Source organism: Paenibacillus xylanexedens (genome assembly GCF_007680605.1).
GTDB classification, from domain to species: Bacteria; Bacillota; Bacilli; order Paenibacillales; family Paenibacillaceae; genus Paenibacillus; species Paenibacillus xylanexedens_B.
Window position 1 is genome coordinate 678336 of the sequence record NZ_VEIO01000001.1, and the last position, 17731, is coordinate 696066.

12 protein-coding genes are annotated in these 17731 nt (G+C 46.0%); all 12 read left to right on the top strand.

Annotation, left to right across the window (positions count from 1 at the left end; all coding sequences use genetic code 11):
- Nucleotides 1-92: 92 nt before the first annotated feature.
- The 12 genes from FS818_RS03135 (at nucleotide 93) to FS818_RS03190 (ending at nucleotide 17372) form a co-directional block, all read left to right on the top strand.
- Entirely contained in the window at nucleotides 93-1784 is a 1692-nt protein-coding gene (locus FS818_RS03135) for a type 2 periplasmic-binding domain-containing protein (RefSeq protein ID WP_145329557.1), read from the top strand.
- A gap of 208 nt (nucleotides 1785-1992) precedes the next feature.
- A complete protein-coding gene (locus FS818_RS03140; RefSeq protein WP_186331564.1) occupies nucleotides 1993-2817 on the top strand; it encodes a TrmH family RNA methyltransferase in 825 nt (274 codons plus the stop codon).
- A 278-nt stretch (nucleotides 2818-3095) separates the two neighbouring features.
- On the top strand, nucleotides 3096-3986 hold the full coding sequence (locus FS818_RS03145; protein WP_123064365.1) for an ABC transporter permease: 891 nt from the start codon (nucleotides 3096-3098) through the stop codon (nucleotides 3984-3986).
- A gap of 29 nt (nucleotides 3987-4015) precedes the next feature.
- Nucleotides 4016-4894 carry a carbohydrate ABC transporter permease gene (locus tag FS818_RS03150; RefSeq protein ID WP_145329563.1) on the top strand — a complete coding sequence of 293 codons (879 nt, stop codon included), beginning with the start codon at nucleotides 4016-4018 and terminating at the stop codon, nucleotides 4892-4894.
- Nucleotides 4895-4926: 32 nt separating this feature from the next.
- The gene (locus tag FS818_RS03155; protein ID WP_145329566.1) at nucleotides 4927-6012 is read left to right on the top strand and encodes a glycoside hydrolase family 53 protein; all 1086 of its coding nucleotides are present in this window, start codon (nucleotides 4927-4929) and stop codon (nucleotides 6010-6012) included.
- Between the two features lie 52 nt (nucleotides 6013-6064).
- Nucleotides 6065-8137, top strand: a complete 2073-nt coding sequence (locus FS818_RS03160; RefSeq protein WP_145329568.1) for a beta-galactosidase — start codon at nucleotides 6065-6067, stop codon at nucleotides 8135-8137.
- Between the two features lie 271 nt (nucleotides 8138-8408).
- Nucleotides 8409-9848 carry an NAD-dependent malic enzyme gene (locus tag FS818_RS03165; protein WP_145329571.1) on the top strand — a complete coding sequence of 480 codons (1440 nt, stop codon included), beginning with the start codon at nucleotides 8409-8411 and terminating at the stop codon, nucleotides 9846-9848.
- Nucleotides 9848-10513 (top strand): HD domain-containing protein, encoded by a 666-nt coding sequence (locus tag FS818_RS03170; RefSeq protein ID WP_145329572.1) that lies wholly within the window; start codon nucleotides 9848-9850, stop codon nucleotides 10511-10513. The genes FS818_RS03165 and FS818_RS03170 overlap by 1 nt, the downstream gene beginning before the upstream one ends.
- A 319-nt stretch (nucleotides 10514-10832) precedes the next feature.
- A complete protein-coding gene (locus FS818_RS03175) occupies nucleotides 10833-11900 on the top strand; it encodes an FUSC family protein (RefSeq protein WP_145329575.1) in 1068 nt (355 codons plus the stop codon).
- A 157-nt stretch (nucleotides 11901-12057) separates the two neighbouring features.
- Nucleotides 12058-12519, top strand: coding sequence for a pyridoxamine 5'-phosphate oxidase family protein (locus tag FS818_RS03180; protein ID WP_145329578.1), 462 nt, complete (start codon nucleotides 12058-12060; stop codon nucleotides 12517-12519).
- A gap of 289 nt (nucleotides 12520-12808) precedes the next feature.
- Entirely contained in the window at nucleotides 12809-15184 is a 2376-nt protein-coding gene (gene helD / locus FS818_RS03185) for an RNA polymerase recycling motor HelD (protein ID WP_145329581.1), read from the top strand.
- 385 nt (nucleotides 15185-15569) lie between these two features.
- A complete protein-coding gene (locus FS818_RS03190; RefSeq protein WP_145332731.1) occupies nucleotides 15570-17372 on the top strand; it encodes an adenine deaminase in 1803 nt (600 codons plus the stop codon).
- The last annotated feature ends 359 nt before the right edge of the window (nucleotides 17373-17731 follow it).

Consider the following 17731-nt stretch of genomic DNA (forward strand, 5'->3'; position numbering starts at 1 on the left):
AGGTGCAGAAATCTTGATTTCGTATCATAGGCTGATGTACCTGACCCGTCTTATAATGAAAGGGTAACCAAAACGATTTAAGGGGGAACAACATGAGAGCGCAATCAACGAAAAAGAGATTCTTGTCGCTTCTCGCTACAACGCTGTGTCTGACCGTCGTGCTTGCAGGATGTTCAGGTGGCAATGAAAGCAAAGAGAGTGCAACACCAAGCTCCACAGGAGCTCAAAATGAATACAAGGAAAAGTATGATCCGGCAGTAACGATCACGACGGCATGGGGGATTGACCCGGAACTGAAATTTAAAAACGGTGAATCCATGGAAAATAACGTAGCTACCAAATGGGCGAAGGACAAATTTGGTATTGATATCAAATCTCTTTGGTCTGTGACGGATACGAACAGTGCATTCGCAACAAAATTGCGTTTGGCAATGTCTTCCGGTCAGGAAATGCCTGATATCGTTACGGTTGGACAACCGGACAATCTGGTGGCTCAAGATTTGATTGACTCGGGTATGTATCAGGAAGTTGGCCCGTTCTTCGATAAATATGCTTCAGACACATGGAAAAAAGCAATGGAGCAAGATCCAAATGTATGGAATCAATACAGCCGTGACGGTAAAAGAATGGGTATTCCCGTACTGGATTATGCGTACAACAACGATTACCTGCTCTGGATTCGTCAAGACTGGCTGGACAAGCTGAATTTGAAAGCACCTACGACCATTGACGAGCTTGAAGTGGTTATGGATGCATTCAAAAACAAAAATCCGGATGGTCTTGCGCCAGATAAAGTAACCCCACTGAGCATTGGTTTCAAGAAATCCATGAATACATGGATGGGTGATCCATCTTGGATCTTCGGCGCTTATGGTACACTACCTTCCCAATGGAATGTAGGTGCAGATGGCAAGCTGGAGTATGGTTCGATTAACTCAGGCATGAAACAAGGGTTGACAAAACTGAATGAATGGCTGACTAAAGGATACATTCCTCAGGAAGCAGCGCTGTGGGATGAGAACAAAACGGCTGAGCCGGCAGTGGCAGGTACAGCAGGAATTATCCCTGGCCCTTACTGGATGAGTGGGTGGCCATTGATCGATACAGTGAAGAACGTACCAAGTGCTGTATGGAAGCCCATTGCTATCCCGGCTGGACCAGACGGTAAAGCGATGCGTCACGGAACACAGTTTGTTAACGGTGTGACATTGATCAAAAAAGATATGGCACATCCAGAAGCATTCTTTACGTATCAAAACTACCTGTTTGATAATTATGCAGATCCGAAGCCAGGAAGTGAATATGATAACGGTTTGTTCGATGGATACGACTATCAATTGGATGCGAGCGGCAAACAGAAAAAACCGGATGAAATCGATGGTGGATATGTCAACGTCGTACGTTACCTGCTTGTTCGTGACGGCGCGCGTATTCCAGATGCTCAGATGAAAGCATTGATGAATCTGGCAGACGGTAAAGAGCCGCAAACGAAGCTGGAAAAAGACGTAGCAGTGAACTACGGACCTGAAACGCCTGCAGCAGCGAAAGTGTTGCTGGAACAGAAAGATATTTCTTTCAAAGACATGTTCACAGGGCCTACAACGAAAACGATGAAGTCCAAATTGGATTACCTCAACAAAATCGAGAACCAGACCTTTAATGAGATCATCTATGGCAAGAGTCCGGTCGATTCGTTTGATACCTTTGTTCAAACATGGAAATCCGGTGGCGGCGATCAGATCACTCAAGAAGTGAACGAGTGGTATGACGGTGTGAAAAAATAAGTTTTATTCAGTTGTTTACTAGTAAATAAGTATTTTAAAAAGTCATCCTTGATAAACAGGCTGTGTAATGCGGTCTGTTCGAGGATGACTTTTTTAAATTTTGTTGTCGTTAACCACCTTGTACTGGATTTTGAAAATGAAGATTGTTTCCCTTATTAGTTTAATTATGATAAAATGCGAATATTATAAAGGGAAGATAGGAGAAGTTATGTCAAGAGTAATAGATATTTTTACTGAAAATAATGATTATCAAAGATTCGAAGTCCTGAAACGTAATCGAAACAAACGACATAAATATAATGAGTTTTTTGTTGAAGGAGTTCGTAATATAAATGAATTGATGAAAAGCGACTGGAAGATTAAAAATCTTCTGTATTCAAAGCATAAGCCGCTCTCAAACTGGGCAAAAGATATTCTTAGTCACTCAAGAGCGACGTATCACTATGAATTACATGGAGATTTAATGGAAAAGTTGAGTGATAAAGAAGAAACCTCTGAAATTATAGCTATCGTTGAAATACCCGAAGATAATGTTTCAAGACTGCCAATTACTAACGAAATGCTCGTTGTGGTTTTTGATAGACCTTCTAATAGAGGGAATCTTGGAACCATTATTCGCACTTGTGATGCATTAGGCGCACAAGGATTAATAATTACGGGTCATGCCGTTGATCCATATGATTCAGAGACCATACGTGCTACAACAGGTTCTTTTTTTAATGTTCCCATTATCCGAATGTCTTCTCCAAATCAAGTACAGAACTGGATTGATGGGTTAAACGGAACATTTCCTGAACTTCAAATAGTGGGTACAAGTGCCATTGGTAGTAAGGAAATCTACTATAATGATTTTTCCAAGCCAACAGTACTACTTATTGGTAACGAAACCGAAGGATTGTCACAGAAGTATAAAGAAATGAGTACTTCTATGATCAAGATTCCTATGGGGGGATCCGCTTCTTCCTTAAACGTAGCCTGTGCGACGTCAATCATTCTTTATGAAATTAGCAGGCAGAGAAATCTCGGCTACTAATTTATTGAATTAAATTACAATTAAGAAATAGTTCATAATCCCCTGATTTCCCTCTGTTTAAACTTTTCCAATGTAATAGGTAAATAATAAAATATACGGCTTGAAAAAGATGATCACTGGATTTTACATGGATCATCTTTTTTTTTTTTTGAATAGGTTGCTTTTGTGCCATTTATATTGCTTTTATGCGCTGTTTGGGGGTGCTGGAAGGTTGATATAATTTGCCTATAGAGCCACTCAGGAGTACTTGAGTAGGAAGAATTACAGGGGGAGCAATCATGAGAACTTTAAAACGAACTTGGCCATTCCACGTAATGCTGCTGCCAGCCATTATCTTTCTGATCATTTTCAGTTATGTGCCTATGGGCGGAATTGTTATGGCATTCCAGGACTACAAACCATGGATGGGCATCAGCGGCTCGGATTGGGTCGGGCTTGATAACTTTAGATATTTATTTGAACGTGATGATAGTTTGCAGGTTATCTGGAACACGCTGATCATCGCGGTACTCAAGCTGATTTTTAACCTGTTTGTCCCGTTTGTGTTCGCCATTCTGCTGAATGAGGTTCGCAAGATGGCCATTCAGCGCACGATCCAGACGTTGGTATATCTGCCTCACTTCTTGTCCTGGGTTATCCTGGGCGGGATTCTGCTTGATCTGTTGTCAACGGGAGGACTTGTGAACCGGGTGCTCGGCACATTTGGCCTTGGACCATACTTCTTCCTTGGAGATAACAGCTTGTTCCGACCAACGATCATTGTGACGGATGTGTGGAAGGAATTCGGGTATAACATGATTGTTTTCCTGGCTGCCCTAGCTGGCATTAACCCGGCGCTGTATGAAGCGGCAGAGATTGACGGAGCAAACCGCTGGAAGCAAACACTTCACATTACGATTCCGTCGCTTGTACCGATGTTGATGGTCGTTGGAACGTTGGCTTTGGGTAACGTACTCAATGCTGGATTCGATCAGATTTTCAACTTGTACAATCCGCTTGTATATCAATCAGGAGACATCATCGATACATTCGTATATCGCTCGGCGCTGGAAAATGGAGAGATGGGCTTTGCAACCGCGATCGGATTGTTCAAATCCGTGATCAGTATGGTTCTGATCCTCGTATCCTACAGCCTGGCCAAGAAATACGCCGGATACCGCATATTCTAATCGAATGAACAGAGAAGGAAGGGACTACGATGTATCATAAATCACCATCATCTCGCATTTTCAATGTCATCAATATCAGTTTTCTAATTCTGATTGCTATCATGTGTATTGTACCAATGATTCACGTGCTGGCTGTATCGTTCAGTAACAAGGCTGCGGCAGATGCAAATCTGGTCAGTCTCTGGCCGGTAGGGTTTTCCCTCGAAGCCTATAAAAAAACAATGAATAATCCGATCTTCCTGAACTCGCTCTGGATTTCACTACTCCGTACCGTCATTGGTACAGGGATCACACTCCTGATTACTTTCCTGGCAGCATATCCGCTGTCCAAGGAAAATAGTGAGTTCAAAGGCAGAACGGTATACTCCTGGATTTTCGTCTTCAGCATGATTTTCAACGGCGGTTTGGTACCGTTCTACATGGTTATTCAAAAGATTGGTCTGATGGATTCCTTCTGGGTGCTGGTACTTCCGGGTGCAGTCAATACGTTCCTGGTCATCCTGATGCTTAATTTCTTCCGCGGCATTCCGAAAGAGCTGGAAGAGGCGGCACTGATCGACGGAGCGAATCATTTCAGAACTTTGTTCAGCATCTTCCTGCCGATCTCCATGCCTTCCATCGCAACGATTGCACTGTTCAGCATGGTGTTTCACTGGAATTCCTGGTTTGACGGTCTCTTGTACATGAACAATGCGAAAGATTATCCCTTGGCAACCTTCATGCAGACGGTCATTATCAAACGTGATATGAGCACGATGGCGATGAATCCGCAGGAAATGGCAACGATCTCGCAAACGACGGTGCGTGCAGCCCAAATCTTTATCGGAAGTGCGCCGATCCTCATTGTGTATCCATTCCTGCAACGTTTCTTTGTAAAAGGTATGACACTGGGCTCAGTAAAAGGCTGAGCCTCAATCCCTAATCACTGGAGGCTGATATTTTGAATTCATCAACCAATCAACCGTTCGTTCTCGGCATGGATGTGTCATTTATGGACGAGATCGAACAGCATGGGGGAACATATCGTGATGTGGATGGCAAAGAGGAAGATTTGCTGACCATTCTCAAAATGAATGATGCGAATGCGATCCGGCTCCGCATCTGGAATGATCCTGCCGGCGGATACTGTAATTTGGAGCGCACGGTAGAAGTAGCCAAACGAATCAAGGCACAGGGATTACAGTTTCTGCTTGATTTCCATTACTCTGATCGCTGGGCTGATCCCGCGAATCAGTGGAAACCGAAAGCATGGGAGAACTTGTCCTATGAACAGCTTAAACTGGCTGTATGCACATATACGGCGGATGTGCTCCGCACATTGAAAGAACACGACGCCTTGCCGGATATGGTTCAGGTTGGTAATGAAATTACGCCAGGCATGTTATGGGATGATGGACGTGTCGGTGGTGAAGAACATGATACAGACGAACAGTGGCAACGTTTTGCAGGGCTTGTGAAGTATGGTATTGCAGCGGTTAAATCCGTTGACCCTTCCATTCAAATCATGATTCATATCGACCGCGGCGGCGATAATGCCGAAAGCCGTAAGTTCTATGATCGTTTTGAAGCGTTAGGTGTAGAGTTCGATGTCATCGGTCTGTCTTATTATCCTTGGTGGCATGGAACGTTGGACGCCTTGCGTGACAATTTGAATGATCTTGCCAAACGCTACGGCAAACCAATCAACGTGGTTGAAACGGCATACCCGTGGACGTTGGAACAGCCCGAAGGCATCGAATGGATCATGAATCAGGAAGACATGCTACTGCCAGGTTATCCTGCAACGGTTGAAGGGCAAACCCGATATCTGAAGGATATGTTACAGATTATTCGTGATGTTCCCGGCGGTCTGGGCCATGGATTTTATTATTGGGAGCCTGCATGGATTCCGAGTAAAGAAGAATGGTCTGTGGGGCACCCGAACAACTGGGGCAATCTGACGATGTTTGATTTTAAAGGGCGCAAGCTTGAATCATTTAAGGCCTTAACTGCGGTTCAAGAACTGAATGTTACAACTTTTGTTTAAAAGATATGCATAGGTAAATAATCGTAATTCAACAGCAAGGGAGTTTTCATAAATGACGTACAAATTTCCACCCGTAAGTTCCAAAGCTCCGCACATGCTTCATGGTGCTGACTATAACCCGGAGCAGTGGCTTCGTTATCCAGAGGTGCTGGAAGAGGACATTCGTTTGATGAAACTGGCGAAGTGTAATGTGATGTCCATCGGTATTTTCTCATGGGTATCCCTAGAGCCGGAAGAAGGCGTCTATACGTTTGAATGGCTGGATCAGGTGCTGGACCGTTTTGCAGCGAACGGTATTTATGCGTTCCTTGCAACACCAAGCGGTGCTAGACCTGCATGGATGTCGGCAAAATATCCTGAAGTGTTGCGTGTCTCGGAAAATCGGGTTCGTAATCTGCATGGGTTCCGTCATAACCACTGTTATACCTCTCCGGTGTACCGGGAAAAAGTAACGGCGATGAACAGTAAGCTGGCGGAACGCTACTCGGATCACCCGGCTGTTATCGGCTGGCATATTTCGAATGAGTTTGGTGGAGATTGTCACTGTGACTACTGTCAGGAAGCCTTCCGCGCCTGGGTTCAAAACAAGTACAAGACATTGGATGAGTTAAATCACTCTTGGTGGACAACGTTTTGGAGTCACACGGTGACGGATTGGAGTCAAGTCGAATCTCCGGCACCACACGGCGAAACTCAGGTTCATGCGATGAATCTGGACTGGCGCCGTTTCGTGACGGATCAGACAGCGGATTTCATCGTTCATGAAACGAAGCCACTCAAGGCGAAAAATCCAAATCTGCCGGTAACGACGAATCTGATGGAGTTTTACGGCGGATTGAACTATTGGAAGTTCGCGGATATTCTTGATTTTCTCTCGTGGGACAGTTATCCAACATGGCATGATGCAGAGGACGATGCGAAACAGGCGTCCCGGATTGCGATGATGCATGATATTGTACGTTCCATTAAAGGTGGCCAGCCTTTCCTGCTCATGGAGAGCACACCTAGTTCCACGAACTGGCAGGATGTAAGCAAGTTGAAACGTCCAGGCATGCATCTGTTGTCCTCCTTGCAGGCGGTAGCTCATGGATCAGATAGTGTTCAGTACTTCCAGTGGAGAAAAAGCCGTGGATCAAGCGAGAAGTTACACGGTGCGGTAGTAGACCATGTAGGTACAGAGCACACCCGTGTATTTCGGGATGTGACCGACGTAGGTACAGCGCTGCAAAGTATGGAGAATATTGTAGGAACCACGGTTCCTGCTGAAGTGGCGATTATCTTTGATTGGGAGAACCGCTGGGCTGTGAACGACTCCCAAGGTCCACGTAACATCGGCGTGAAATATGAGCAGACAGTAGAAGCTCACTACGAAGCGTTCTGGAAAAAGGGTGTAGCGGTTGATGTCATTGATATGGAAGCTGATCTATCCAAGTACAAAGTGCTCGTGGCGCCGATGCTTTACCTCGTTCGTGAAGGAGTAGGCGAACGGATCGAGAAGTTTGTAGAACAGGGCGGTACATTTGTGGCAACCTACTGGTCTGGCATTGTGAACGAGAATGATCTATGTTTCCTGGGTGGATTCCCTGGTCCGCTTCGTAAAACGCTTGGCATCTGGTCAGAAGAGATCGACGGATTGCATGATCGTGAACTCAATGGAATTATTCCAGCGCAGGGTAATGAATTGGGACTCACTTCGGAGTATGATGCAATTGAGCTGTGCGACCTGATTCATCTGGAGAGTGCAAAGTCACTTGCCGTGTATCGATCGGATTTCTATGCAGGACGTCCGGCTTTGACCGTGAACGAGCTGGGTCAAGGTAAAGCTTATTACATGGCTGCACGGATGAAAGCGCCGTTCTATGATGACTTTTACGGCAAGTTGATCGCAGATCTGGATCTGGAGCGTGGACTGAAATCGGACTTGGCTGCAGGGACTACTGCACATGTACGTACCGATGGGGATTCCGATTATGTATTCGTTCAGAACTACACCGAGCACGTGAAACAGGTTCAGTTGGACAGTCTGCCTTATACCGATGTACTTAGTGGAGAAACGGTTGAAGCAAGTCTGGACTTACAGCCTTACGACATTCGTGTATTGCGCAGAGCAGCGAGTCGCAAGTAAGAGTAACGAGAGATATGAATAGGGGAATGGAGTTCATCGGAAACATGAGCCTTAGGTATGCATTCCGATAAACGAACGAATGTTACACACAGAGAGACATTAACTGGATTGTCTTGGACCTTTAACAGGTACCAGGGCAATCCATTTTATTTTGTCATTTGTGGGACTTGAGGGCTTTTTTTGGACAAGATAAAGGATAATCGTGTCCACGTAGCGAAGACAAACACGTAACTTGTCAACTTAAGACTTTCATTGTCTGGGAGGAATTGAAATGAATCAGAGAAATCTGGACGGCAACAGCATTATTATACGGCTGGAAATGACAACGAAAGATATCAAGTTTGGCGAAGTGGCCTCGGCCATCTCGGAAGCTGGGGGAGACATCATTGCCATTGACGTCATTTCGACCAATCAGGATGTCAGTGTGCGCGACTTGACTGTTGCGGTCACCGATTCACAGGATAACAGCAAAATTATAGAAGCGGTGCGCCAGCTGCAAGGCGTGTCCATCGTTAACGTATCGGATCGTACATTCCTGTTGCATCTAGGCGGAAAAATTGAAGTTACACCAAAGACACCGATTCACAACAGGGAAGATCTATCCCGTGTGTACACACCGGATGTGGCTCGGGTATGTTCGGCTATATCAGAGGAGCCGGGCAAAGCTTTTTCCTTAACGATTAAACGGAATACTGTAGCGGTAGTCTCCGATGGTAGTGCAGTACTTGGACTCGGTAATATTGGTCCGCGTGCAGCAATGCCTGTAATGGAAGGTAAGGCGATGTTGTTCAAACAATTTGCAGGCGTGGATGCGTTCCCGATCTGTCTGGATACACAAGATACCGAAGAGATCATTCGCACCGTGAAAGCGATATCACCTGCGTTTGGCGGCATTAATCTGGAGGATATTTCTTCTCCGCGCTGTTTTGAGATCGAACGCCGGTTAAATGAAGAGCTCGATATTCCGGTATTTCATGATGATCAGCACGGTACAGCGGTTGTATTATACGCAGGTCTGATCAATGCGCTTAAACTGGTTGGCAAGTCTATTGAAGATGTGAAAATTGTCGTGTGCGGCATTGGAGCAGCGGGTGTAGCTTGTAGCAATATTTTGTTGTCTGCAGGTGCGAAGCGACTGATCGGTGTGGATCGCGACGGGGCCATCGTGCGCACGAATACGTATGAGAATGAGGTATGGACCGAATATGCGGCACGTACTAATCCTGATCTGGAGACAGGTTCCCTGCGTGAAGTTATTCGAGATGCTGATGTATTCATTGGTTTATCGCGCGGCAATCTGTTGACGCGTGAGGACGTACAGACGATGGCAGACAATCCCATTGTATTTGCGATGGCTAACCCTGTACCCGAGATCATGCCTGCTTTAGTGGAAGATATTGTTGCAGTCATGGCGACAGGACGTTCGGATTATCCGAACCAGATCAATAACGTGCTTTGTTTCCCAGGTATGTTCAGAGCTGTTCTCGATTGCCGGGCAACGGAAATTAACGAAGAGATGAAGCTGGCTGCTGCCCAGGCGATTGCCTCTTCCATCTCGGATGAAGAGCGTACACGTTATTACATTATTCCGAGTGTATTTAATGATAAAGTCGTCAAATCCATGCGTAGTCGTGTTATCGAGGCGGCAATTCGGACAGGTGTGGCTAGACGTGTACCGCGTGAGCAGGCGCGTGAAGGTGGAGAATCCTGATGACTTCCGAATCAACCAATAAAGAAGCCGTGCTACGTGCGGCTCGTGCCTTTGTGCAAGAAGAGGTTTCCAAGCATTCCGATGGACATGACTGGTCACATATTGAGCGTGTGACTAAGCTAGCTACTAGGCTAGCTCGACACACGGGTGCAGATCCATTTGTATGTGAGCTGGCTGCACTATTACATGATGTACCCGACGAGAAGCTCAACGACAGCTTGGAAGCCGGTATGGCAAAGCTACACACGTGGCTGGATAACCAGCCACTGGAGTCTTCCACACGCGAATTGGTAGTGAGCATTATCAGTACGATATCCTATGCGGGTGGTCAAGGTGCTTCAGTCAGTTCGCTGGAAGCACAAGTGGTGCAGGACGCAGATCGGCTCGATGCGCTGGGGGCGATCGGCATTGCCCGTACGTTTGCCTTTTCTGGAGCCCGTGGGCGTGAAATGTATGATCCAGCCTTACCGCCGCGGGAACAGATGACCCGTGAGGAATATCGCAATGGGCGCAGCACAACGATCAATCATTTTTATGAAAAGTTATTCAAGCTTAAAGATCTGATGAATACGTCCTACGGCAAGGAACTTGCGCAGCAACGTCATGAGTACATGGTGCAGTTTGTGGAGCGGTTCAGGCAGGAATGGGAAGGCGCGGACGCATAAACGTATAGAAGGTCACCATAAGTCTTTAAAGGCTATGTGGTGACTTTCTTTCTTAGATTAATCCCTTACATAACTGAGGTTTAAGACAACAGCAACGGGAAGAATGGTTCTTCTGTCTTCGTAGTGGCGGTATAAATATTTTACTTATTTAAAAATATGTCTAAGACTTCGGAGGATGAAGATGCAAAGGCATAACCTCTCATGGTACAATAAATCGTTCTCCTGAACTCATTCGGGCAAAAAAACAAATATGGGGTAATAATGAACATGATCATCATCAAACGTAAACAAACAGGTCGGGGAAAGGGAGGGAGATGCCATGTCATTTGGAGCACGAGTACTTAAGACAGGTATAGCGGTCACGCTGGCTTTATATCTGAGCAGTTTGTTCCTGAATCCGCAATCTCCCGTGCCTGCCGCGATCGCAGCGATATTTGCCATGCAGCCTTCCATCTATCGTTCGTGGAAGTATTTTCTGGATCAGTTGCAGACGACCACGCTGGGTGCAATTGTCGCCTTGTTGGGTGGTATGGTGCTGTCCAACGAGCCTATTGCCGTAGGATTAATTATTGTGCTGGTTATTATGATCTGTCTTAAATTAAATATGGGTGAAACGGTTGGGCTGACACTGGTCACGGTAGTATCCATTATGGAAGCCTCAGGAGATTGGCACTTTGCGCTGAATCGCTTCTTGCTAACGCTTGTGGGCATTATATCCGCCTTTCTGATTAATATCTCGGTGTTTCCTCCTAAACCGAAGGTGCAGTTTGTGAAGCAGATACAGAGTGTGTTTAACGGCATGTCACTGCTGCTTCGTACATCGATTTCCGATGAGATTAAAGAGGTTGTTTTCCGGGAAGAGAAAAGCAATCTGGGCGGATCGATCAAGTCTTTATCTGACAAGTATCATCTGTTCGAAGAAGAGCAGAAGAAGATGAAACGTGCCAAATTCAGCGAGACCCGCCAGATGGTTGTATATAAACAAATGCTGTTAAGTTTGCAAAAAGGATACGATGTACTGGATTCGGTAGAACGTCACTACTTTCAGGCACAGCGAACACCGGAAATGGATCTGTTTTTTGATACCCATCTCGAACGGGTGATTAAATTCCATGAGCATGCCTTGCTCAAATTCGAAGACAAACTCAAACCAAATGGTGAAGAGGCCGCACAATTTGTAACCGAGAATGATCATTTTATGGAACAGGCCATTACGCAGTTTGATGTCGATAAGGAAGGCATGTTAAGGTTATCCATCGTGGCCGCGGCTATATACGATTACGGATATCAGCTCGAACGGTTAAACCGGCTGGCAGATCATGTGCACACTTCAAACGAAGACAAAGAATCACCTGACCACATGTTAAACTGGCTGAAATGGCCTTAGATGCCAAAATAAGATACAATATAGGCAATATAAAGCCCGGACAGAAGCGTCCGGGTTGTTTGGTCTATCGGTGAATGTTAGTGACGTGAATCAAAGAGAATCGATAGGAATTAATGGCAACAGAGGATAACCATTATGAATGAACTGAGGGATAGAAATGGAGATCAAGCAGTTAGATGCAGAGCTCTTGGAATGGTTGGGCGGAAGCGATCTGGAAAGCAAACAACATGAAGCGATGCAGTTACTAACCGTAACTGGCGGACAGTGGCCGCATCTGGCGATGATCAGCATGGGAGAAGTTATCGCTGTAAGTCCCGGTTGCCTTCGCTTGGCGCTCTGGCAAGGGACACAAACGAGTATGAACATGATGGAAACGGGTAAGGCTACGTTAATTGCAGTGCATGGACAGCGTATATTGCATGTTCGCCTTGAAGTCCGTTTACTTCCCGAACTCGTGGACACGACTCACCCGCGAGATCGGTATGAGTGTAACATTGTTCATATACGGATCGATCAGGCACCCTATGCAGAAATCACGTCAGGGATTACGTTTCAACTAAAAGATCAGACGGGTGCATTGGCACGCTGGACTTCAACTATCGATGACTTGAGAATTTAGAGGGAAATGCGCATGTGAGTAATACTATATGTGGGTAATACTGTGTGACGAGGTAAAACTCCCGGATTAAATCACATAACGCAAGGAAGACACAAGCGAAAATAACAAAAAACGTCTCCGCTTGCATCGGGACGTTGTCACTGGTACAATATAAAATGGTTTTCAGAAAATTAGAATTAATTAACATAAAATTAAAATGTTTACTTTCTAATAATTATACCATTGCCTTTTCGGGCTTGTCAAATGGATATTCGAAGACACAATCCGGGGAAAGAGAGGCGCATAACATATGAGTAATGAGCAACAGTGGAGCCAGGAACAGGAGCGGGTGAATACCGTAACTGATCAGATTGAGCGCAAAATCGTTACATTGGAAGAAGAGGTCGGGTCCTTCCGTGACGAAGTAGTCGGGATGCGTAAGGACTTCTGGGATGAAGTGACGATGAACTTTAGTGAAGCCGACGATGTCGGGGAGACGTCGACGAGTATGCGGCAACAATCGCAGGTTTTGTCCGATCGTGAACGAAGTCATCTGAATACAGCTGCGGCTTTGGATAAAATGAAACGACTGCATCATTCGCCTTATTTCGGACGGATTGATTTCAAGGAGGATGGATACCCGGACTCGGAACGTATCTATCTGGGCATTGCATCCCTGCTGGATGAGAAGGAGGAGTCCTTCCTGATCTATGACTGGCGTGCACCGATCTCCAACCTGTATTACGATGGTGCACCTGGACCGATCTCTTACCGTACCCCAAGCGGCGAGATTAGTGGAGAAATTGAAATGAAACGTCAATTTGTTATTCGGGATGGGCGTATTCGTTTCATGTTTGATACAGGGGTAACGATCGGAGATCAATTGCTTCAGGCTGTGCTCAGCCGAACGTCTGATGCACAGATGAAGAGCATTGTGGCAACGATCCAGAAAGAACAGAACCGGATCATTCGTAATGACCGGACACGTATGCTGATTGTTCAGGGCGCAGCAGGAAGCGGGAAAACCTCTGCCGCTCTCCAAAGAGTCGCTTATCTTCTCTATAAATACCGCGAGCATTTGCAAGCGGATCAGATGGTTCTTTTTTCACCAAATCCGATGTTTAACAGTTATGTATCTACGGTACTTCCAGAGCTCGGGGAAGAGAATATGTTGCAGACGACGTTTCAGGAGTATCTGGAGCGCCGTTTGGGACGGGAATATCAGCTTGAAGATCCATTTATACAGCTGGAATATGTGCTTACAGGAACGGAGGAGCCTGGTTACGATGCACGAATGTCCAGCATACGGTTCAAGTCCTCTGCATCATTTTTGAAAGTCATTACACGTTATAAAGAAAGCATGTTGACCGGAGGCATGAAATTCAAGCCGGTTCGTTTTCAGGGCAAGGCGATTGTCGATGCGGAAGCGATGGCAGCGAAATTTTACAGCTTCGGTTCATCTGTCAAGTTAGTTAGCCGGCTGGAACTATTGAGGGATTGGTTGCTGAAGGAACTCTCGACGTTTGGTAAAGGCGAACTAAATGCAGCTTGGGTTGATCAGCAACTTGATCTGATGGAACCGGAAGATTTACAGCGCGCATATCAACGCTTGAAACGTAAACAAAAAGGCAAATCCCATACATTTGATGATTTTCAGCAGGAAAGAGAGATTCTGGCGAGAATGGTGGTCAGTGACCGATTGAAGCCTTTGCGCAAATGGATCAAATCACTGCGTTTTGTGGATGTCCGTCAGTTGTATGCAAACCTGTTCGAGGATCAGGCACAGATGGTTCGTCTGCTTGACAGGGAGTCTTTGCCTGCCCACTGGGAAGAAATCTCGACCATGACGTTACGCAGATTAAAGATCCAGGAGTTGGCTTATGAGGACATTACGCCGTACCTGTATTTGCGCGAACTGTTGCTGGGATTCCATATTAATTCGAACATTCGCCATGTCATTATTGATGAAGCTCAGGATTATTCAGCCTTCCAGCTTGCTTTTATGAAGAGACTGTTTCCACACGCGAAAATTACGGCACTGGGTGACTTTAACCAGGCTATTTATGCCCATTCATCCGTACTCAGCGGCACTGGACCATTAAGTGACTTATACGGGCCAGAGAACACAGAAGTTATTGTGCTGACGCGCAGTTACCGCTCTACGATGGAGATTGTGGAATTTACGCGTGGCATGGTTCCTGGTGGGGAGGAGATCATCCCGTTTAACCGAAATGGAGAGAGACCTAAAGTCATCGTGACCTCTGATCCAAAGCAGCATATGGAGCAAATTACGGCAGATCTGCATCATCTGATGCAGGAGGGATATGAATCCGTAGCGGTCATCTGCAAGACGGCAGAAGAGAGCCAGGAAGTTCACGCCTTACTAAGTCAAAAGCTGAATACTGCGCCTAAGCTGATCAAAAAAACAACGCTGGCTTTTGAACATGGCGTTCACGTGATCCCTGCTTATTTGGCGAAAGGTGTGGAGTTTGACGCAGTCTTAATCTATAATGGCTCCGCTGATGCCTATTCCCGTGAGCAGGAACGTAAGCTGTTCTATACCGCCTGTACCCGGGCGATGCATTTACTGCATGTATACTCCTTAGGGAAACCAAGTCCATTCATCACTTCACAGTCAGAAGCGTGGTACGAGCTGAAAGACATCCCTGCAACTCGTGTGGAGTAAAAAGAGCACTAATCTCCGAGCGATATGTTGCGGTGAATACTCTTGCAAGATGAGGTCAGTCAGACATGTTCTGGTTGGCCTTTTTTTGTGTATGCTATGAAGAGAAAGTTGCTAACAATAGTGACATATGCAGACATATCTTAGTTGTTATTGATAAATAAGGTGAATCTCCTTGTGCATGTATTCAATAGATGTAATTTTTCTTTACACACGAAGCTCAGACTCATATAATCGTAACAATCTATTTTTTTTGAGCGTTGCATGATAAGGGGAAAATTCATTGCATGAGGTACAAAATACTTGAATTTTGTGAACAGGCAACGGAACAGGTGATCTAACGAAGGAGGCAGGTAATTTGAAAACAACAGCTTTTGAACGGCCGCTGATGGCCGATTGTGTACCGGATCTGGTCGCTACAGCCCGAGGAGATATGAAGGCAACTTTGGTGATTCGGGGCGGTACTTTGGTAAACGTGATATCAGGAGAAATTTTGCCGGATATGTCTGTCGCTGTACAAGGGGCACGAATTGCGTATGTTGGCAGAGATGTAAGTCATACCATTGGAGAACATACCAGAATTATTGAAGCACATGGGAAGTATATTGCTCCCGGATTGTTAGACGGTCATTGTCATATTGAGAGCACACAGATGAAAGTATCCGAGTTTGCAAGAGCTGTCCTGCCTTCCGGTACGACAGGCGGATTCTTCGATCCGCATGAAATTTCCAATGTGCTTGGGCTTAAAGGACTACGGCTCATGCTCGATGAAGCACGTACTACACCGATGGCAGCCTATATGCAAGTAGCTTCATGCGTACCTTCCACTCACCCAGGGCTGGAGACTACAGGAGCTTATATTGGGCCGAAAGAGGTAGCAGAGGCACTATCATGGGGACCGGATATGATTGGCCTTGGTGAAGTCATGAACTTCCCTGGAGTGGTGTACGGGGATGAGACCATGATTGGGGAGATTCAAGCGACGCTGCGCGCTGGCAAAGTGGCAGATGGACATTTTACCTGGGCCTCGGACGACTGGCGTCTGCCTGCTTATGCGGCCAGCGGTGTGACAGGAGATCATGAGTGTGTTACGAAAGAAGATGTAGTGGAGCGCTTGCGGCTGGGGATGTATGCGAAGATGCGGCAGGGTTCTGCATGGCATGATGTCGCGGAGACGATTAAAGCATGTACGGAGCTTGGACTCGATACTCGGCGAATGATGCTGGTAACGGATGATCGCAGCTCGGAATCTTTGCTGAAAGAGGGTCATATGGACTTTGTCGTTCGACTTGCCATTTCTCAGGGCGTGAAGCCCGTTACGGCATTCCAGATGGCTACGATTAATACGGCAGAACGTTTTGGCGTGGCGCGTGATATCGGAGCGGTGATTCCGGGTAACATGGCCGATATTATTTTGTTAGACGGACGCCTTGCGGATGTCCGTGTAGGCACAACGATTGCAGCAGGGCAAGTTGTCGCCGAGAACGGTAAAATGACAGCCGTGTGGGATACGTTCAATTATCCTGAGGAAGCGCTCAATACGGTGAAGCTGGAAGCAAACATCCAGCCACAGGATTTGGAATTGTCTGCACCCATTGGCGAGGGTACTATAGGCGCACGCATTATCCATGTGACGGAAAATCATGTGGAAACGAAGGAGAAGCATGTACAAGTGCATGTGCAAGGAGGCAAGGTGGTTCTGCCTGCCGCAGGTGAGGTATGTAAAATTGCCGTGCTGGAACGCCATAAACAAACCGGAAATCGCGCAGTGGCGCTGGTCGGTGGGATCGGGTTCACTTCGCCAGCAGCGATAGCCATGACGGTAGCTCATGACAGTCATAATCTGTTGATCATCGGGAATGACGATGCACTTATGGCAGACGCCGGTAATCGTGTCATTCGTATGCAGGGCGGTGTAGCTGTAGTAACAGATGCGGGTGTGACGGAGTTTCCTCTCCGGATCGCCGGTCTGATGTCGGTGGAACCCTTCGAAGTGGTAGCGGAACAATCGGCAGCAGTCAGCGAAGCACTGCAATCGGCAGGATGTACGTTGAACAATGCGTTTATGACGTTATCGCTACTTGCGCTGGTCGTTATTCCTGAACTGCGTTTGTCTGACATCGGGCTGGTACGCATCTCTGCAGATGGCATTGAACGGGTCTCTTTGTTTGATGAACCGAACGCGGATTAAGCAGGTAAAATACAGGTAAAGCATCAAATGAGAGTTATCGATGAATAAATATCAATGTTTCATTGCAAGCCTCGCCGCCTTCGGGCGGTTTTTTGTTTTGGAGAAAGAAAACGCTTTCTAGGTCTACGGAATCGAAGTGTTAAAAGGAAATATAGACTGAAGTCGTAACTTAAATTCTGATTTTTTACATACAACATTAAATTTTGTGACTTTTGAACTATATATTCAGAACTGTGAATTCCCGAAATAAGTTATATGATTCTTTCGTCGTGAGTCTTAAAGGTGATGTTGCGTATAAAAGCAGTTTAAATTCATGAAACTTCCGTAATCATGCAAAAAATGAATCCTAAACGACATCC